The organism is Rhizobium jaguaris (genome assembly GCF_003627755.1).
In the GTDB taxonomy this organism is placed as follows: domain Bacteria; phylum Pseudomonadota; class Alphaproteobacteria; order Rhizobiales; family Rhizobiaceae; genus Rhizobium; species Rhizobium jaguaris.
Genome location: NZ_CP032695.1, coordinates 629793 through 648852, shown reverse-complemented (window position 1 = coordinate 648852; position 19060 = coordinate 629793). Strand labels below are relative to the sequence as shown.

Annotated in this window: 18 protein-coding genes; 9 read left to right on the top strand and 9 right to left on the bottom strand. The window is 58.7% G+C overall.

The window, feature by feature from the left end; translation table 11 throughout:
* Positions 1-174 precede the first annotated feature (174 nt).
* Genes CCGE525_RS25190 through CCGE525_RS25185 form a run of 3 tightly spaced genes read right to left on the bottom strand, consistent with a single transcriptional unit; the run spans position 175 to position 2919 of the window.
* A complete protein-coding gene (locus tag CCGE525_RS25190) occupies positions 175-1017 on the bottom strand; it encodes a hypothetical protein (protein ID WP_120707072.1) in 843 nt (280 codons plus the stop codon).
* 7 nt (positions 1018-1024) lie between these two features.
* Positions 1025-1180 carry a hypothetical protein gene (locus CCGE525_RS38430; protein WP_162950297.1) on the bottom strand — a complete coding sequence of 52 codons (156 nt, stop codon included), beginning with the start codon at positions 1178-1180 and terminating at the stop codon, positions 1025-1027.
* 50 nt (positions 1181-1230) lie between these two features.
* Positions 1231-2919, bottom strand: a complete 1689-nt coding sequence (locus CCGE525_RS25185) for an arylsulfatase (RefSeq protein WP_120707071.1) — start codon at positions 2917-2919, stop codon at positions 1231-1233.
* A 452-nt stretch (positions 2920-3371) separates the two neighbouring features.
* Here CCGE525_RS25185 and CCGE525_RS25180 point away from each other — a divergent pair, with 452 nt between their 5' ends.
* The 5 genes from CCGE525_RS25180 to CCGE525_RS25160 all read left to right on the top strand — a co-directional run bounded on the left by CCGE525_RS25180 (position 3372) and on the right by CCGE525_RS25160 (position 8055).
* Complete coding sequence (locus CCGE525_RS25180) at positions 3372-5150, top strand: sensor histidine kinase (protein WP_245472288.1); 1779 nt, start codon at positions 3372-3374, stop codon at positions 5148-5150.
* On the top strand, positions 5147-5773 hold the full coding sequence (locus tag CCGE525_RS25175; RefSeq protein ID WP_120707069.1) for a response regulator transcription factor: 627 nt from the start codon (positions 5147-5149) through the stop codon (positions 5771-5773). Before CCGE525_RS25180 ends, CCGE525_RS25175 begins: the two co-directional genes overlap by 4 nt.
* A gap of 124 nt (positions 5774-5897) precedes the next feature.
* Positions 5898-6251, top strand: coding sequence for a response regulator transcription factor (locus tag CCGE525_RS25170; protein ID WP_120707068.1), 354 nt, complete (start codon positions 5898-5900; stop codon positions 6249-6251).
* A 122-nt stretch (positions 6252-6373) separates the two neighbouring features.
* A complete protein-coding gene (locus CCGE525_RS25165; RefSeq protein ID WP_120707067.1) occupies positions 6374-7201 on the top strand; it encodes a nickel-binding protein in 828 nt (275 codons plus the stop codon).
* Between the two features lie 257 nt (positions 7202-7458).
* On the top strand, positions 7459-8055 hold the full coding sequence (locus CCGE525_RS25160; RefSeq protein WP_120707066.1) for a class I SAM-dependent methyltransferase: 597 nt from the start codon (positions 7459-7461) through the stop codon (positions 8053-8055).
* A gap of 29 nt (positions 8056-8084) precedes the next feature.
* Here the strand turns inward: CCGE525_RS25160 and CCGE525_RS25155 are convergent, their stop codons facing one another.
* Positions 8085-9026, bottom strand: a complete 942-nt coding sequence (locus tag CCGE525_RS25155; RefSeq protein WP_120707065.1) for a hydrogen peroxide-inducible genes activator — start codon at positions 9024-9026, stop codon at positions 8085-8087.
* Between the two features lie 329 nt (positions 9027-9355).
* Between CCGE525_RS25155 and katG the strand changes: the two genes are divergently transcribed.
* The gene (gene katG, locus CCGE525_RS25145) at positions 9356-11554 is read left to right on the top strand and encodes a catalase/peroxidase HPI (RefSeq protein ID WP_120707063.1); all 2199 of its coding nucleotides are present in this window, start codon (positions 9356-9358) and stop codon (positions 11552-11554) included.
* A gap of 76 nt (positions 11555-11630) precedes the next feature.
* Here the strand turns inward: katG and CCGE525_RS25140 are convergent, their stop codons facing one another.
* The 3 genes from CCGE525_RS25140 to CCGE525_RS25130 form a co-directional block, all read right to left on the bottom strand.
* Complete coding sequence (locus CCGE525_RS25140) at positions 11631-12164, bottom strand: DUF1269 domain-containing protein (protein WP_120707062.1); 534 nt, start codon at positions 12162-12164, stop codon at positions 11631-11633.
* A 378-nt stretch (positions 12165-12542) separates the two neighbouring features.
* A complete protein-coding gene (locus CCGE525_RS25135) occupies positions 12543-13826 on the bottom strand; it encodes a type II toxin-antitoxin system HipA family toxin (protein ID WP_120707061.1) in 1284 nt (427 codons plus the stop codon).
* Positions 13826-14170 (bottom strand): helix-turn-helix domain-containing protein, encoded by a 345-nt coding sequence (locus CCGE525_RS25130; RefSeq protein ID WP_120707060.1) that lies wholly within the window; start codon positions 14168-14170, stop codon positions 13826-13828. Before CCGE525_RS25130 ends, CCGE525_RS25135 begins: the two co-directional genes overlap by 1 nt.
* 294 nt (positions 14171-14464) lie before the next feature.
* On the opposite strand from CCGE525_RS25130, the gene CCGE525_RS25125 reads away from it, so the two are divergent.
* Positions 14465-15493 carry an IS110 family RNA-guided transposase gene (locus CCGE525_RS25125; RefSeq protein ID WP_120703055.1) on the top strand — a complete coding sequence of 343 codons (1029 nt, stop codon included), beginning with the start codon at positions 14465-14467 and terminating at the stop codon, positions 15491-15493.
* Between the two features lie 446 nt (positions 15494-15939).
* On the opposite strand, the gene CCGE525_RS25115 is transcribed toward CCGE525_RS25125, so the two are convergent.
* Entirely contained in the window at positions 15940-16875 is a 936-nt protein-coding gene (locus CCGE525_RS25115; protein WP_120708615.1) for a GlxA family transcriptional regulator, read from the bottom strand.
* A 73-nt stretch (positions 16876-16948) separates the two neighbouring features.
* Here CCGE525_RS25115 and CCGE525_RS38790 point away from each other — a divergent pair, with 73 nt between their 5' ends.
* On the top strand, positions 16949-17401 hold the full coding sequence (locus CCGE525_RS38790) for a type 1 glutamine amidotransferase family protein (protein ID WP_205587511.1): 453 nt from the start codon (positions 16949-16951) through the stop codon (positions 17399-17401).
* Between the two features lie 177 nt (positions 17402-17578).
* On the opposite strand, the gene CCGE525_RS25105 is transcribed toward CCGE525_RS38790, so the two are convergent.
* The gene (locus CCGE525_RS25105) at positions 17579-18457 is read right to left on the bottom strand and encodes an MBL fold metallo-hydrolase (protein ID WP_120707058.1); all 879 of its coding nucleotides are present in this window, start codon (positions 18455-18457) and stop codon (positions 17579-17581) included.
* Positions 18458-18616: 159 nt separating this feature from the next.
* On the opposite strand from CCGE525_RS25105, the gene CCGE525_RS25100 reads away from it, so the two are divergent.
* Positions 18617-19012, top strand: a complete 396-nt coding sequence (locus tag CCGE525_RS25100; RefSeq protein ID WP_120707057.1) for a PAS domain-containing protein — start codon at positions 18617-18619, stop codon at positions 19010-19012.
* The last annotated feature ends 48 nt before the right edge of the window (positions 19013-19060 follow it).

The window sequence follows — 19060 nt, the reverse complement described above, 5'->3', positions numbered from 1 at the left end:
CTTTACGGCATCGGCTGCCGCGCACCGTCACCTCGTCAGAACAACAGCCTGTAGGTTCTGCATTGGTCGCGATCAAAGCGTCGGCCAGAAGCCAAAAGAGGGAAGACCGCGCGGGCGGGCTTCCCTTTTCCCATTGCGACGATTGCCTTCTGGCTGCCCGGCACAAGCAGCCCATCAGTAGCAAGGCGGATAAGGATAGTAGCCGCATCGTGGATATGGATAGTGCGGATATGGATAGTAATACGGGTTGGCTGCCGCAGCGCCAATGGCCGCGCTCGCTGCCACTCCTGCACCGACTGCCACTCCTGTGGCAACCGGAGCACCGCGATACCAGGCCCCGTGGTAAACGGGCGCATGCCAGTAGGTTCCTCCGACATGGGCGACGTTCACATCACCCACGTGCGCATAGCCTCCATGGAAACCGCCCGCAGCAAAGTCTCCACCATGAAAACCGCCCGCAAAATCTCCGCCGCGGAAGCCACCTCCGCCAAAACCACCTCCGCCAAAACCGCCGCCGAAGTGGTCGATGAAGACGGCGGCGGGTCCGGCCGCGCCACTCAGACTTCCTTCCAGAACGGCGATGTCGAATGTGAGCGTATGGCCGTCCAGCTTTGGAGATTTCAGAGTGACCACGGCATCACTCACGTCCGACCCGTCACCTCCCAGTACCGAGACCGTTGCGTTCGGAGGGTCGATAGCAAAGTTGTCCTTGCCCTCATCCCATTGCATGATGAACTGTTCGGTGGCCACGTGTCCCGCAGCCCGCACCGGCCGGTCGGCAAAGACGATCGCACTTCCCGCCACGCCTGTCAGTACGAGCTTTCCGTGCTCGATCTTGGCACTCTCGGAATTAATAACTGCAAGCGACGGTACCGGAGCGGTGGGCGTGACTTGGCCGATGGTCTTTTCCAGCGGCATATGCTGCTTCTTGGTGGAATCCTGGGCCAGTGCACCGGATGCTACCAGCGCAAGGCCTCCGACAACGGCTATCAAGCCGGCGAAACGGTTGCTGTACATTTTGGTCTTACTCCTCGGGAAAGATCCGCTTCCAATCGACCTTCCTGTCGACGACGGCCCAACCTGCGTTGACTGGCGCATCGAGCGCCTTGTCGAGCCAGCCGAAAGGGGCGTCGCGGTCGTATGCGAACTTGACCCACAACGGGCCGTTGTAGTCGAACACGGCGAAGGCGGGCGGCGTAAGGATGCCGCCCGCTTTCCTGCCCGCCTTGATTAGTTGCCCGGCTTATTCTTGATCGCCTCGTCGATCTGTTTCTTTACAGCATCGAGGTTGAAAGACGCCGGATCCTGCATCGGCGGGTAGTCGATTGCTGTGAGCGCCAGTTTTTTGACTTCATCCTGAACACTGACAAAGCGCCAGAACTCGCGAGCATAGAAGTCATTCATATAGCCTCCACCGAGGTCATTGAGGCTTTGCTCTGCAATAGACGGTGTCCGCTCAAATGGATCCTGGCGGATATTGACCATCGTGGGCATATCCGTCGTTGTCTTCGCGCCAGGCCAACCCTGGTCCTGTTGATAGAACTGGTATTTGAAATCGTCGATGCGAATTGCACCGAGATGAGGGCCTCCGAAGTAGAAGAACTCATGACGTGCAGACGGCGCGTTGCCCTCCAGCAGGTCTAGCTGGTTGTAGCCATCAAGGTGGTTCTTGTAGGTCTGATCACCCAACTTCGCGCCTTTCAGGAGTTCATCGGTGATGTTGGGATTGCCGGCGGCAGCGACCAGTGTGGGGTACCAATCCAAGGCCGAGAAAATACCGTTCTCGACGGTGCCCGCCTTAACCTTGCCAGGCCAGCGGATGATGGCCGGCACACGGAAGCCACCTTCCATCACGGTGCCCTTGGTACCCTTGAACGGCGTCATGCCACCGTCAGGCCAGGTAAATACTTCTGCGCCGTTATCGGTCGTGAAGATGAGGATCGTGTTGCCGGCCTCTCCCATGTCATCAATGCATTTCATGATGGCGCCGACGCTGTCGTCTAATTGCGCCATACCGGCTTCCTCAAGACCATAATTGCTCTGGGCGTTCATCATGGCCTGATACTTGGGAGACAGGAACGTCCAGACGTGCATGCGCGTCGTGTTGTGCCAGACGAAAAACGGCTTGCCGTCGGCCTTGGCCTTGTCCATGAAGTCGCACGAGGATTTGACCAGGACGTCGTCGAACGTGGTCATGTCGTACTTGGCCTTGGGCGTGATGTCGTGCATGTTCGGGACGTGGGACATATCGGGGAATGGCGCCAGCGGGCCTTCATCGACGATCTTCTGCTTGCCGATCTTGCCCCAACGCGGCTGCTGGGTCTGGTCGTCCGTGTCCGTTGCGAAGCTGTGTACCAAATCGCGCGGCCCGATCTTGTCACGATACGACTGATCATCCGGGAACGAATACCAATAGGGATCGGACATCGCATCGAGGTGGTACAGGTAGCCGAAGAACTCATCAAAGCCATGGACAGTCGGCAGGTACTTGTTCAGATCGCCGAGGTGATTCTTGCCGAACTGACCGGTGGCATAGCCCTCGGTTTTGAGGACGGTGGCGATGGTTGACGCCTTGTCCGGAATGCCTACATCTGCGCCTGCCTGACCGACCGTGGTCAAACCAGTGCGCAACGGAATCTCACCCGTGATGAAACTCGCTCGGCCGGCTGTGCAACTCGCCTCAGCATAATAGTCGGTGAACATCATGCCCTGAGACGCCAGCTTGTCGAGGTTTGGCGTCTTGCCTGACATCATGCCCCGGTGGTAGGCGCCGATGTTGAACCAGCCGACGTCATCACCCATGATGACGACAATGTTGGGCTTCCTCTGCGTCTCCTGAGCTTGGAGGGGAGACACTGTACACCAAAGAGCGGCCGATGCGGCCAACGCCCCGATGCCAAAGATCATCTTGCGGTCCATCTTAACTTCCTCCCGTTGCGATTTCCGGCCGGACGATTCATCGTGGCGCACTACGACAAAATGCGTCGAGCGCCGCCGGTCGCGTGTTCAATCTGAATCCAATCGAAACTTCTGAAGCGATTTCAAATTCCGAACGCCTTCGCTGAGAACGACGTTCAACCGCGAGCAGCCGTTGCTCATTGCAAGGGCGCTCGTCGCCTAGAACTTACCGAAGGGCGGCATGGAGCGATATTGTACCTTCGGGCAACTGTGATCGTTGCCGATTTTCTCAGTTATATTTCGAAGGTTGCAAGGATGACGAGGCTTCGCGCAGGTGGTATTGTTGTGCAGCTTTTCGTGGGGGAAGGGCTATGGGCTTTCAGAGCGGGAAAGTTCTATCGCGCGGGGTCCGTTGGTGCGCGGCCATCTGTTGCTTCCTTATCGCGATATTCGGCACCGCAGCTTCTTCGTCTATGGAGATTGCCCGCCGTGTTCCACGCATCCTCATCCTCTACCCATACGATGAACGGATAGTCGCGACGACCGAGGCGGGAGAAGCGGTGAGGACGCGCCTGCTCGAAGTGACCAACGCGAAGATCGAGCTCTTCTCTGAGTTTCTCGATCTCTCGAGATTTCCGGAGCGCGAGCACCTTGAACGCATGGCTCGATATCTTTCGGCGAAATATGCCGATCGCCAGCCGGATGTGGTGATCGCGCTCGGTGAGGAATCGGCAAGATTTATCGTTCAAAACCGCAACGGCCTTGCGGACCATGCGAAGATCATCTTCGGCGGCTTCAGCCGTGCGACCGCCAACAACCTGAAACTGCCGGACGACATGATCGGCGCGCTCAGCGAATTCGACATTCTCAAGACGGCGGAGATGGCTCGCCGGCTGCAGCCACAGGCACACCACCTCTACATCATCGGAGGTTCGGCGGACTTCGACCGCGCCTGGCTTGCGACCGCCCGAACCGATCTTGCAAACTTCTCGAAAGATTACGAAACCACCTATCTGGAAAACCTGACGATCGAAGAGTTCACCAGGCGGGTCGCCGAGCTGCCCCGAGACAGCATCATTCTTGCCCTCACCATTTTCAAGGACAGCTCAGGCAGCAATTTCATTCCGCGCGAAGCAATCAGACAGATCGCCCAGACTGCCAGCGCACCGATCTATGGTCCCTACCCCACATATATCGACTACGGCGCTGTCGGCGGCAATTTCGTCACCTTCAACTCGCTCGGAACGACCATGGCCGATCTTGCCCTCGGCGCGATCGCCGGCAAGGGGGGGTCCAGCGTCGATGCTCCCCCGACATATGTTGTAGACGCAAGACAACTGCGGCACTGGGGCCTGTCCGCGGCAAATCTGCCGCCGGGCGCCATCCAGATGTTCAAGGAAAAGACGTTCTGGGAGCAGTACCACTATGTGATCATCGCAACGCTTGCCGTCATAACGGCGCAAGGCGTTGTCATCACCGGGCTGCTTATTGAGCGCCGCCGCCGCCGCAAGGCACAGAGCGAATCGCACCGTCGTCTGCTCGAAGTGGTGCATCTCAACCAGTCCGCGACTGCGGGCGCCTTATCGGCGTCGATCGCACATGAGCTCAACCAACCCCTCGGCGCCATCCGCAGCAATGCCGAGGCAGCGGCAGTCATCCTTCGGTCGGAGACGCCCGATCTGAAGCTGATCGAGCAAATCCTCGTAGACATCCGGGACGACGATCAGCGCGCCCATGAAGTCATATCGCAAGTGAGGAACCTGCTGAAAAAGCGGGGCGACATCGATTGTCAGACATTCGACCTCAACGATGTTGCCGCCAGCGCGATCAAGATACTTCACGGCGAGGCGCTGCGGAGGGGCGTCGCGGTTCACACTTACCCTCTGCCGCGGAAGCTGCCGATCCGGGCCGACAAAGTGCACGTCCAGCAGGTTATTCTCAACCTGGCGACGAATGCCATGGACGCGATGCTGGACGTAGCCGCTTGCGACCGACGCCTCATCATCGAGACCGCCCTGGCACGCGGATCGAAGGTCGAACTGTCGGTTTCCGACACGGGCCGAGGAATTCCAGACGGCCAACTTGCAAGCGTCTTCGAGCCATTCTTTACGACGAAGCCGACCGGAACCGGTCTCGGACTTTCCATCGCACGCGCGATTGTCGAGACCTATGGCGGCAAGATTTCGGCCGGCAATCGCCCGCAAGGTGGCGCCATCTTTCGAATTGTGCTTCCCCTTGCCCAAAGTGGATGAGTCAAATGGAACCCACCGTTCACATCGTCGATGACGATCAGTCCGTCCGCACCGCAGTCGGACGTTTGCTGTCGGTATCCGGCTACCAGGTCGCCCTCTATGAATCAGGCGACCAATTTCTACACCAACTGCCTGGCGGGGGAGCCGGCTGCGTTCTCCTCGATCTGGATCTGCCTGGCTTAAGCGGGCTCGAACTGCAGAATCGACTTCTGGAGAAAGCGCCCCTGCTGCCGATCGTGTACCTTTCCGGCCGTGGCGATATCAGGGCCTCCGTGCGGGCCATCAAGGCGGGCGCGGAGGACTTTCTGGAGAAGCCGGCTCCCGCTTCCGTCGTCGTGGAGGCGATCGACCGTGCCTTGGCGCAGTACGAGAAACGACGGCTGGAACACGAACGCATCGACACCCTTCGCGCCCTGGTGGCCGCCCTGACGCCGCGCGAAGCCGAGGTATTTGCTCTCATCGTACGAGGCTATCTCAACAAGCAAATTGCCTATTCCCTCGGGACGTCGGAGAGAACGGTGAAGGCCCACCGGCATCGTGTAATGGAAAAGCTGGGCGTAAGATCTCTGGCGGAGGTTGTGTCGATCGCCGAGAGAACAGGCATGCTTGATCATCAAGTATAGTCATCGGGCAGCTTCCCTTTAGGACAATATCGGACGTGCCGCCCCAGGCATAAGCTCATGCCGGAGAGCCGAATATCCTCCCATGCGAATAGAAGAGAGGCACAAATTGGCAACCCCGCTCCATATGGTCGCTATCGTGGAGGACGATGCAAGCATGCGGAGGAGCGTCAAGCGACTTTTGAACGCCCATGGTTTCGCCACCGAAGAGTATCCGTCGGCCGAGTCCTTTCTCAGACGCACCGGCGACGGCAACGTGGAATGCCTCGTCCTGGACGTGGATCTTGGTGGCATGTCCGGGATCGAACTGCAACGGCGGTTGAAGGGCGATGGTTCCTGCCCCCCGATCATCTTCATCACCGCCCTTGAAGACGAGGCGCTGCAAGCCGACGCGGAGAAAGAGGGTTGCTTCGCCTATCTGCGCAAGCCGTTTCCTGCGGGCTCATTGATCCAATCCATCAACGAAGCGTTGGGAGCATGAAGGCTATAGAGGCATTGAGGTCAGGCAAGCGTCAACCGCTCGCAATTATCCCAAAGATAGACTGAGCCACGCCAATCCATTAGGATATTCTTATATTCTGAAGATTCCAGCGGGGGCAAATAATGGCTATCTTCATGGATCGACATGATCTGTCGGGAACCACAGCAGCCGACGTTGCCGAAGCGCATCGCAAGGACCTTGATATCCAAGATCGTTACGGGGTCAAATTCCTCACATACTGGTTCGATCAGAGGCGCGGAACTGCGTTTTGTCTCATGGATGCGCCCGATATGGAAACGGCACAATGCGTGCACCGCGAGGCGCACGGCTTCGTTGCCGGTGAAGTTGTCGAGGTTTCGTTGTCCGCGGTCGAGGCATTTCTCGGCCGAATTCACGACCCCGAGGGCGTGCCGGGACAATCCTCGTCCGAAATGGATTCCGGCCACAGGGCGATCCTTTTCACCGACATTGTCGGCTCGACGGAAATGACATCGCGCCTCGGCGACCGCATGGCGATTGAGCTGGTCAGGGCACATGACGCCGTTGTGCGCAGATGCCTCGGCCAATCTTCGGGCCGCGAGGTGAAGCACACCGGCGACGGCATAATGGCGACCTTTGTTTCCATCACCGCCGCCGTCGATTGCGCCATAGCGATCCAGCAAGAATTCGAGCGTTACAACCGAGGCAATCCCGAGCCCATTCATATACGCATCGGATTGGATTGCGGCGAGCCTGTCGCGGACAGCAACGACCTGTTTGGCTCGACCGTTCAACTTGCAGCACGTTTGTGCGCCGCCGCCTCTACCGACCAGGTCCTTGTGTCGGAGAGCATTTTTCGGGAATACGGCACCGCCGATCTCTTCACCCATGCGAGCCGTCGCCGTCTGAAAGGTTTTTCGAAGCCTGTCCTAATCTTCCAATGTGACTGGACCAAAGCCGGCGTACAATGATCGAGTTCGCGCATCGCCTAACCATCTGTCTGCGCCCACGGAGGGTGTCCCCACGCGTCTCCAGCACATTGGTCGAGATGCCGTTGAACCGATGCGATCGGCTTTGCGGTCGATACGGATCTTCCGGAATGGGCTTCGAGCAACCGTTTGGATGGGGTGTGAAAGGAACCGGCCAAACCCTAGCATCGAGCCGGCTCGGTGCTGTATAGATTCGGCCGTCGAAGCCAAATGGACGTCGGCGTCCAAGGAGAAGAACAATGGACGACCTGTTCCCCGCGACCTCGATGCCGGACCGGGATTGGTGGGCCGCACTTTGGCCGCGACCAACGGACGTCCTGGAGCAGCTCGACATCCGGCCTGGCATGACCGTGCTCGACCTTTGCTGTGGCGATGGCTATTTTACCGCCCCGCTCGCCAAGCTGGTCGATGGCCGCATCTATGCCCTCGATCTTGATTCCGGGATGATCGAACAGGCAAAGGTCGAGGTCGAGCGGCTCGGTGGAACTGTTCGCCAATGGATCAACGCCGATGCACGCGAGATCGCATCGCTGCTTGATGAACCGGTCGACTACGTTTTGATCGCCAACACGTTTCATGGAGTTCCCGATCAGCCAGGCCTTGCGCGGGCGGTCTGGCATGTTCTGCGACCCGGCGGCAAGTTCTCGATCGTCAACTGGCATCCGCTGCCCAGGGAGCAGACCGTCGTGCTTGATAAGCCGCGTGGGCCGAGGACGGATATGCGCATGTCGTACGACGCCGTGAGGAAAGTCGTCGAACCTGCGGGATTTCGAACTGTTCGCGTCGAGGCATTACCGCCCTATCACTACGGCATCATATTCGAGCGCGTCGCATGACCCACAGGCCCAATCGGGATCATGCGATCTCACCGGCCGCTCAGTCGCAGCGACGAAGACATCAGATCGTGTTGCGCGCGCATCGCATCGGCTGATTGGCGAACGATTTCGGAAATCTCGAGGAACTGCTTGGCCAAGGGGCTTGTCCTGCGCCAGATCATGCCAATGGTTCGCGAGGGCTGGGGCGTATTGAAGCGAGCGACAGACACCGATGCCGAGCGTGTTTCCACCGATACCGCCATTTCGGGAATCAACGTGACGCCGATACCGGCGCTGACCATCTGGACCAGGGTAGACAAAGAGCTGCCGTCCAGCAGCTCTCGCGGCAGCATCGAGCGCATATTGCAAAAAGACAAAGCTTGATCGCGAAAACAATGGCCTTCCTCCAGCAGAAGCAACCTCATCTCGCGGAGCGCTTCGCGATTGGGTACCGGCTTGCCCTCGTCCTCGCTGGGCCGAACCAGTACGAAGTTCTCAGAAAACAGCGCAACCTCGGTCAGCGAGGGTTCGGATACCGGCAACGCGACAATTGCAGCGTCAAGCCGGCCGTCTGTCAGCTCTTGCACCAGCTTCGAAGTCAACGTCTCGCGTATGTGAATATCGAGCCCGTCATGCATGCGGGTGAGATTGCCGATGATCTGAGGCAGAAGATAGGGTGCGATCGTCGGGATGACACCTATTCGCAGCCGCCCCGCCAGCCGGTCTTGCGATGCGCGCGCCATATCTCCGAGTTCGTCGACCGAGCGCAGGATATCGCGGACGCGCAGCGCAAACGCTTCTCCGAAACTGGTTAGCCGGACCTGGCGCGCGCCTCTTTCGAAGAGCTCGGTGCCCAGCGATTCTTCCAATTCCTTGATCTGCATCGACAAAGCAGGTTGAGAGATCGCACAGACATCCGCCGCGCGTCCGAAGTGACCATGTCGTGCCAAAGCCTCGAAATAGCGAAGCTGCTTGAGTGTCAAGTTCGTCATAACCCTACCTTATCGCCGCAATCAGTAAATCCAACTTAAATTAATCAAGCGGCTTGGGTATGGTGTATAAGCGATGATGAGGTGTTGTCACATTTGGCCCATACAATGGCCGCCGACAATGTGCGGCTCATTGACGCCCAGACTATCCAGAACGCCGGCACCCCAGGCTGCTTCAGGACAGCCAGCATCGAAGAAGGCCCGAAACAACAAGGATATTCCATGTATCTGGCATTTCGTCACGCTGGCCATGAAACCGGGTCGCTTACTAGAGGATTCAAGATGAATTTCCTCTGGACGGCTCAATTCAAGTAATTACGAGGGAGAGAAATATGGATACGAAAGCCGAGACTGCCGGCAAATGTCCGGTTGCGCACACACACACGGCCCACGGTGGGAGATCGAACCGGGACTGGTGGCCAAACCAGTTGAACCTCAAGATTCTCCATCAGAACTCCTCCCTGTCCAGTCCGATGGGCAAGGCGTTCAACTATACCGAGGAATTCAAGAAGCTCGATCTGAATGCCCTCAAGCGGGATCTGCATGCGTTGATGACGGATTCGCAGGATTGGTGGCCGGCCGACTTCGGCCATTATGGTCCGCTTTTCATCCGTATGGCCTGGCATAGCGCGGGCACCTACCGCACCGGCGATGGCCGCGGTGGTGCGGGAGCCGGTCAGCAGCGCTTCGCGCCGCTCAACAGTTGGCCTGATAACGTCAATCTCGACAAGGCCCGCCGGCTGCTCTGGCCGATCAAGCAGAAATACGGCAACCAGATCTCCTGGGCCGATCTGATGATCCTGACCGGCAACGTCGCTCTGGAATCGATGGGCTTCAAAACGTTCGGCTTTGCCGGCGGCCGCCCGGATGTCTGGGAACCGGAGGAAGACGTCTATTGGGGCGCCGAAGACACCTGGCTTGCCGACAAGCGTTACTCCGGCGAACGAGATCTCGAAAATCCGCTCGCTGCCGTGCAGATGGGTCTGATCTACGTCAACCCGGAAGGGCCGAACGGCAATCCTGATCCGCTTGCTGCCGCCACGGATATCCGTGAGACCTTCGCGCGCATGGCCATGAACGACGAGGAGACCGTTGCTCTTATTGCGGGCGGACATACGTTCGGCAAGACGCACGGCGCAGGCGACGCCGCGCATGTCGGCGCTGAACCCGAGGCCGCCGGCATCGAGCAGCAGGGCCTCGGCTGGGCAAGCAGCTTTGGCACGGGCAAAGGCGGCGACACGATCGGCAGCGGCCTGGAAGTTACCTGGACGACGACGCCGACGAAGTGGAGCAACAACTTCTTCTGGAACCTCTTCGGTTACGAATGGGAACTGACGAAGAGCCCGGCTGGAGCGCATCAGTGGACACCCAAACACGGTGTTGGCGCTGGTACGGTACCGGACGCGCACGATCCCTCCAAGCGTCACGCGCCGTCCATGCTGACCACGGACCTCGCCTTGCGCTTCGACCCTGTCTACGAAAAGATTTCGAGGCGCTTCTTCGAGAATCCGGAACAATTCGCGGATGCCTTCGCTCGGGCGTGGTTCAAGCTGACCCATCGCGACATGGGCCCGCGGGTACGCTATCTCGGCCCGGAGGTTCCGGCAGAGGAACTGATCTGGCAGGATCCCCTCCCCGCCGTTGATCACCCGCTGATCGACGCACATGACATCGCCGATCTCAAGGACAAGATCCTCGCATCGGGACTGCCCGTCTCCGCGCTGGTCTCAACCGCTTGGGCCTCGGCGGCAACCTTCCGCGGCTCCGACAAGCGCGGTGGAGCGAACGGCGCGCGCATCCGTCTTGCTCCGCAGAAGGATTGGGCGGTCAACCAGCCTGCCCAGCTCGCGACCGTGCTCGAGACGCTTGAAGGCATCCGGAAAGCGTTCAACGACGCCCAGTCCGGCGGCAAGAAAGTGTCGCTCGCAGACCTGGTCGTCCTCGCCGGCTCGGCAGCGGTCGAAAAGGCCGCGAAGAACGCCGGCCACGACATCGCGGTTCCATTCGCGCCCGGCCGCACCGACGCGACACAGGAGCAGACCGATGTGGAGTCCTTTGCCGTTCTGGAACCGATCGCCGACGGCTTCCGCAACTATCAGAAGGGCGAATATTCCATTTCGCCCGAAGAGTTGCTGATCGACAAGGCGCAGCTTCTGACGCTGACGGCGCCGGAAATGACGGTCCTGGTCGGCGGCATGCGCGTGTTGAACGCCAATGCAGGACAGTCCCAGCATGGCGTCTTCACCACACGCCCCGAAACGCTGACCAACGACTTCTTCGTCAACCTGCTCGACATGGGGACGGTGTGGAAAGCTTCCTCGGATTCGAAATATGTGTTCGAGGGACGCGACCGCAACACGGGCGACGTAAAGTGGACAGGCACCCGTGTCGATCTTGTCTTCGGTTCGAACTCCCAGCTCCGGGCGCTTGCCGAGGTCTACGGCCAACGCGACTCGCAAAAGAAGTTCGTGCATGACTTCGTCGCGGTCTGGACGAAGGTGATGAACGCGGATCGCTTCGATCTGGTCTGATCCGGACAGAAAATGCGCGGGCGCGGCTGAATTTCAGCCGCGCCCGAGTTTTATGTCAGAAAAATTGCCTGTGGCGTCAGGTGGCCGACGTTGCCGGAGCCGTGCCCGCGGCGAGTGCGTCCTGGAGCCTTCGCTCCTGCTCGGGCGACAGCGACGAGCGCAAGATGCGTGCGTGCTCGCCCTTGAACTCCTCGAGCACCTTTTCCGGCTGAACCTTGCGCACCAGCAGGAAAAGCGCGGAGCTATTGACCGGGATCGTTTCAGCCAGCCGCTTGATGAGATCGTCATTGATGCCGTAGTCGGTGATCGACCCGGCAAGTGCTCCTGACCCCGCCCCGAACGCGCCGCCAAGCACCATCCCGGCTAGCGGGTTGAGAAACAGCAAGCCCACAAGCGCCCCCCACAGGGCGCCCGAAAGACCACCGCGCGTCGCGCCCGTCGCCGTCAGGTTCACGCTCTGTTTGAGGCGAACCTTGCCGTCGCCGTCGCGTACCGCGACCACGGCGTCCTCGAGGTCGATCAGGTATTCCTTCTCAAGCTGCGACAATTTGTTGAGGATCGCATCGGCCTTGTTGGCGTCATCGAAGCCGAGCACTACCAGTTCTGACATGGAAATTCCTCCGTGTTGAGATCGCGATCTAAAACTAGAGCTGCAACCCGGTTCGTCCATGGAACGAACTGCGGCTACAGCCTGTTTCCTGTCGCTACCACAACCGTGTGAGAGGCCGATGAAAGAGCGTGACTTGAGGGAATTCGGTGAGACATCCTCAACGAGACTACGTCTCCGGATGTATCTTCCTCACTGCTTGTAGGTGATACCAGCCCCATTCTGCCGACAAGAAGAACCACGGTAACTCCCGAGACGCGCGCTCCAATGCCGTGAGTACCTAGAAAATCGCGTTGCCGATGTCCTTCGCTTCAATGGCGCAGTCGCCTATGCCGCCCGTGGTCGACGAGGCGCCCGTTGATATCAATCGGCCTACAGCAGTTATCCTGTCACCTCGCGGACAAGCTGTAACGTCGGCAGCCGGTCGATAATTCGCTTCGCTCGCTCCTCACCCAGAAGCTCAGGCGCAGCCGCCGGCCATAACTCCAGCGCTTGCTTCACGGCGGATGCAACCTCGCGCGCGATCCATTTAGGATCAACGTGCAGAAACCTAGCCACTCGCTCGAAGCGGTGAATATTGACGTTTTCGAACTGATGCGTTTTGACGAAACGCAAGGCCAGCGTATCGCCGGGGATGAACAGGACAGTCGGCACGATGTCATAGGCCGGAGACAGACGGATCTGGCCGGGCTCTGGAAAGCAAAACGACCAGTTCTTGAGGTGATTGTCGCCGTTCCCAAGCAGAACATCTGCGACAACCCGCCTGACTGCCTCTAAGAGGTCGTCCCGATGGTCGGTACTAAAGCGATGAACCATGTTGATAATCGTCTCGGTCGTAGCCATGGTATATTTCCGATCACCGATCGCCCCTATGATTTGTCCCGCATCTTCGGTGTGGATGCGTTGCCCATCGGCCGTGCGATCGAAGCGATCGACGACCAGAACGTTTTGACCGTGAGCAAGAAGCTCCGGGGGCACGCCTGTGACCGCGTCGCGGGAAACGAGACGGCAATTCGCGGTACGCACACCGATCATCTCGGCCAGGCGCATGGCTCCATATTCCGCCTCAGGCAGATCGGGAAATCGTTCGCTCGCAACCTTGATAATGCAACGGCCGGTGTCGCCGCGTCCCGGTACGGTCAGCCGGTCACCATAGGGATTGGCGGTGAACTTCAACTGGACGCCGGCGAGCGAAAATTTCACCGTGCCTTCGGGCAACGGTGCCTGAAAGCCCTCGACATTCTCCAAAGTAAGCGGGCCTGCTGAAGGGGGGACTTCGGTTTCCGGCACGATCAGGACAGCACCTGGAAGGTCCGCGCCGAGCCGAGTCAGTACGTCGAACTGATCATGATCACCAGGTCCCATTTCGCTTAGAACCAGTTGGCGAAGAGCGCCCTCCGGCAGGAGCCCAGAAAACCAAGGAGGTAACGTCCCGTGCAGACCGATCTTGTCGCCCCGTTTTGAAAGCCTATCGCGTGTGCCTTCATCGCTCTCGGGGTCATACCAACCAAGGCTTAGGATCGGACGTCCAGGCTCCCGCAGATACGGTTCAGCAACGCTGAACGCGACGCCACCATCTACGTCCCGCGTCAATGTCCCGACCCGCACCGAGCCGAGCACATGGTCGAGAAGATGAGCGCCCAATATCGCGGGGACCTTCGCCATCAACTCTCCTCATCCTCATCGCCAAGATCGACGAACAGTTCGTCGAACGCCGTTGCTATCGGAGTGGCGCGCCGCACCTGGCCAGTCTCTTCGAGCAGCTCCCGAATTTCGGAAGCGCGCGAGCGCGGAACCAAAACCGGAACCATATCGAGAGCGTCGCACATTTCAGCAAACAACGTCAGTCGATCGCGCCCCCAGCGATTGCCGGCAAGGTCGCGTTCGAGTTCGGAGATGCGAGCTCGATTACGTCCGAGCCGGGCGGCAAGCTCGGGCTGACTTAGGCCGCGCCGAACCCGGGCGGTGCGGAGTTGAACGCCCAACATATTGAAGATTGTCGCTGACATGCGGTATTCCGCTCGATATTAAGGGTGGTGTACGATATTCCGCTACATTCTTTGCGACAAATATTCAAGCGGTATTCCGCTACAATAACATCACAAGAGCGGGATAACGCTCGAAAGGTCGCGACACCTTATCATCGCCATGCTTATGTGACTGATGCTGGAGGCGCGATTGATCGAACTCTGCAACACCCGCTCATGGGAACTAAGATGGGATGGTTGCCGCCCTCCCCCAACGGCATCGCAATGTGCCAGGATGGTGGTTCGTTAGGGCCACCGAGCGGAGAGGACGGCGGAATGTACGATACTATGATTGGCATTGATCTGGCAAAAAATGTATTTCAGCTTCACGGGGCATCGATGATGGGGGAAGTGAAGTTCCGCAAGAAAATTGGCCGCGTGCAATTTCTCAGGTTTATGGAAGCGCAGCCGCCATGCGTCGCGGTTATGGAGTCGTGCGGTAGCGCGCATTTCTGGGCGCGCGAGCTGGTGAAGCTTGGACATGCAGTCAAGCTAATCGCCCCGCAATATGTGCGGCCCTTTGTCAAAAGGCAGAAGAATGATGCTGCAGATGCCGAGGCGATTGTCACTGCCGCGCAGCGTCCCGAAATGCGCTTTGTCGAACCAAAGACGGAAGCTCAGCAAGCACGAGCGATCTTATTCCGCGCACGCGAGCGCATCGTCCATCAGCGCACCGAACTGGTCAATGCTTTGCGCGCCGTGCTCTACGAATACGGTCATGTCGTTCCGTTGGGGATCAGTCATATCAAGCGTATCGAGGCCATTCTCGATGAAATAGGCAATGATCTGCCTCAGCTCGTCCAGGAAGAGTGCCGCGATCTTTTGGCTCAGATTGCGGAGAAGACCGCCAGGATCGATGATAAGACAAAGAAAATTGGAGAGGTCGCCAAGCAGACGGATATCGCGCAGCGGCTTCAGACCATGCCCGGCGTCGGCCCGATGACGGCAATGGCCGTTGAAGCCTTCGCGCCGGCAATGAGAAGCTTCCGTCGCGGCCGTGATTTTGCGGCATGGCTTGGTCTTGTCCCAAAACAGTTTTCCTCCGGCGGGAAAGAGCGCCTTGGCCGCGTTTCCAAAGCTGGGCAGGCCGACATTCGCAGGTTGCTGATCATTGGCGCGATGTCGCGCATCACATGGATGGGTCGTAAACGGATTGCTGACGGTTCGTGGCTGGCCCGGATGCTGGCAAGAAAGCCGCGCATGCTGGTGGCGATCGCTCTCGCAAACAAGATGGCGCGGGCGATCTGGGCCATGCTGGCGAAGGGTGAAAATTATCGAGTTCCGGCGTCGGGCATGGCTGTATGAACTTCATGCAGAGCATGCCTGAGTAACGCAGGGAGACGGGTGTGAGAAGGCAATGACCAGAATGGGCGCATGATCGAACCGATCGGGACGGGAAAACCAGTTTGGCACTTTGAGCATGCAAGCTCGGAATTAAGATTTGGACCCGCTCCGCAGATCACCATACCGGCCGGCGGCCTTTGGAAGCGTCGCAACGAAAGGCCTGACAGAAGACCGCACTCGATCACACGCACAAAAGGTCAGAAACTTCTTGCAAAACGGGCGGCAACCACAGAAGTGCAAAGCGACACTTGGCTCAACGATATCATCGCGGTAGGCACGGGGCACCGCCTCCCAGACGGCCCAATCTACAACGTGTTCGAGGTTCTATAGGAAGCACCAAACAATCCGATGCCCCGCACCTCCCTGCTTATCGGTTTGCGGCAGCTTCGACTGGTGGAACCGCAACTTTAACTTCGCACCGCGCGCCTGATCGATTGAGGCGGCTGCCCGTAGATGCGGATGAAGGCCCGTCTCATGTTTTCCGCATCGCCGAAGCCGACCGCCTCAGCGATGCGTTCGACAGGTTCGGTGGTCGTCTCAATGCGACCTCGAGCCAGATCGACTCGAAGGCGTTCCACTACGCGGGCCGGTGTGGTGCCAGTTTGCGCGCGAAATACGCGGCCGAACTGCCGGAGGCTCATACCCGCTATCTCTGCCAAACGTTCGACCGTGAGCGTTTCTGCGATGTGGTCGCGGGCATAACCGAGGGCCGCTGCAAGCCGATCGTTCCTGGGTGCCAGATCGACGGAAGCTGCGAATTGCGACTGTCCGCCGTGGCGGCGATGGTAGACTACAAGATGTTGCGCTACGCCCTTGGCGACCGCAAAACCATGGTCGTCCTCGATCAGTGTCAACGCAAGATCGATGCCTGCTGTGATACCCGCTGAAGTCCAGACGTCGCCGTCCCGACAGAAGATGCGGTCTACCTCGACATGTATCGACGGGTAGTCCCGCTGAAGGCGCGCCGCATATTGCCAATGCGTCGTCGCTCGACGACCATCCAGCAGTCCTGCGGCAGCGAGGGTAAACGCACCGGTGCAAACGCTAGCCACGCGACGGCTTCGCTTGGAAGCCTCCACGATGCGGCGTTGTGTGTCTGCCGAAGGCGGCTGGTTGATCGGTCCGCCGATGACGATAAGGGTGTCGAGCTCGGCGTCATCAAGCGATGCGACAGGCGTTGCCATACCGAGGCTGTTTGCTACAACACCCTCAATCGCTGCAAGCACCTGGATGCGATAGGCGGAGATTCCAAGTTGCTGATTTACGGCTTCAAACGCTCCCGCTGGCCCCGCGAGGTCGAGCATTTGGAACCCAGAAGAAACGTAAAAGCCGATTCTGTGCATGGCTGAAAGATAGGGAACTATGACCTTTTGGTCAAATGTTTCGTGCTGTAGTTTGCGCTCAGGAGACCAGATCATGTCAAAACCAATCACTGTTGTAATGCCGGTATACGACGGGGTGACCCAACTCGATTTCACAGGCCCCCACCAGTTTCTGTCGCGGACCCCCGACCTGAATATTCAAGTGGCCTCGCTTGGAGGACAGCCGATCACGGCGGACAACCTGACATTCGCAAATCTGCAGGACTTGGCCGCCATCGAGTCGTGTGACGTCCTCTTGGTGCCCGGCGGCGGCGGCTGTAGACGCAGCGTTTCCTTGCTCCCAGTCCGCCCACTGTCCGATGCCGATAGCATCGACAGCATCCTGCTCGGCTTTGGGCAGGCTTCGAAAAGACGCGAGGTCTTCGGGCTTCATGGTGCAACGGAGGGAAATCCCAGGAAATCGGAAAAACGTTTCAAAATCAATATAATAAAAGCCGCCCTGCGGATGATAATGTATCTGAACGTCGGTTGCATGACTACTCGCTGAGTCTGGATAAGATGAACATAACAGGAACGGACTACCAGTCAATTAACGGTTTATTGAACGAAAGAAACAACTCGCGAGACGCGAACTCGTTCAAGTCGCGTGACTTTACCTACCTCGTCGTCCTTCGTGGGTCACTCCTGTGCTCGCAGCGGTTAGCACAAGCTCAAAACCAGAAACTCACCCTCTGACGAACCGATACGCCGCCCCGTTCCGCTCCACATACCCAACGCCCGGGTATGTCCAATGGTATCCGAGCATCCGAAGTTTCTCGTTCGCAGCCTTGTCCAGCAGAGCCGCCCTGTTCGCCAATGCGATCTCCGGCTCCGTATCGAAACCGAAGTGCCACCCCGGATTCTCGAAGGAAACGATGTTGTTCGGGATGACGTCGCCGGCGATTAGCAGGTTTCCATCTCCCGCCAGCTCCAGCGAAATGTGCCCCGGCGTATGCCCGCGGGTGCTAACCACGTTCATTCCTGAAACGATCTCGTCTCCGGGCTCCACCATCGTCAGCCTGTCCCTGACGGCAGTCAGATCGCGCTGGGCGCCGCGCGCGAACACATGCAGCGGTTCCGGCATTTTCGCTTCGTAGTCGGGATCCGTCCAGAACGACCACTCGGCTTCGTTGACGAAGTACTGCGCGTTCGGAAACAAGAGTGATCCGTCAGCTTTCGTGGTCCCGCCGGAGTGATCGGGGTGAACGTGCGTGAAAACGACCTTGGTGATGGATGCGGGATCGACGCCGATCGAAGACAGGTTTTCGGCGAGCCGGCCGTCGCTTGGTTGAAAGTTGCCGCCTGCCCCGGTGTCGACGAGAATGAGATCGTTTCCGTGGCGGATGAGCGGGATGTTTGTCTGTAGCGGGGCGCTGTCGGCGTCGCCGCCGAGCCGACCGAGAATGCTTCGCGTTTCTTCCCGATCGCCATCGGGCATGAGGATATCCGACGTCAGGGTGATGTAGCCGTCACTGAGGACAGTGATTTCGAAGCCCCCGTGCCAGAGCTTGTGGAAACCACCAGCGAGCACGTAGGGTGCAAGCACAGCCTTCTTGGAAGTCATGTCGGTCTCCTTCGATCAACTTCGAGGATCTTGCCGCCTCGAAGCGAGAAACGCGAGTGTTTTCCCGTGAGATGTTGTGAGAGCGATCGTCCGGAAGTTGCACTTCGATATCTGCGCGAGTAGAAAAATCCGATCACATTCTGTGATTGCAATCCCGCAATGATCGTGAATAAGTTGCGCTGCACCAGTTCTAAGGAGGTGGGCGAAGCGGGCATCTTCACCTGGAACGTGCGGTCGGATCTCGTGTTCGGTGACAGTGCGATCGCGGGGCTCTTCAGGTTTAATGCCGAATCCGCCTTGGGTGGCCAGAGGATGACAGCCTATCTGAGCCGCAATCATCCTGACGATCTATCGATGGTGGCGCTGGAGCTTCACGCCGCGATGACGAGCGGAGCGCCCTATCGATGCGATTACCGGGTGCGGGACGCCGACGCCAATTCCGCCGGGTGGCGTCGTTCGGCTGTTGTTTTCGCGGCAGTGACCGGTAACCGTTCCAGTTCGCAGGGATCATATACCCCGTCGATCAACTCCCGAGACGGACGATCCTCTTCTTGATACGTGCAGCGTTGGGCCTGGATTGCCGAGGAACTAAGCGACGTCGCG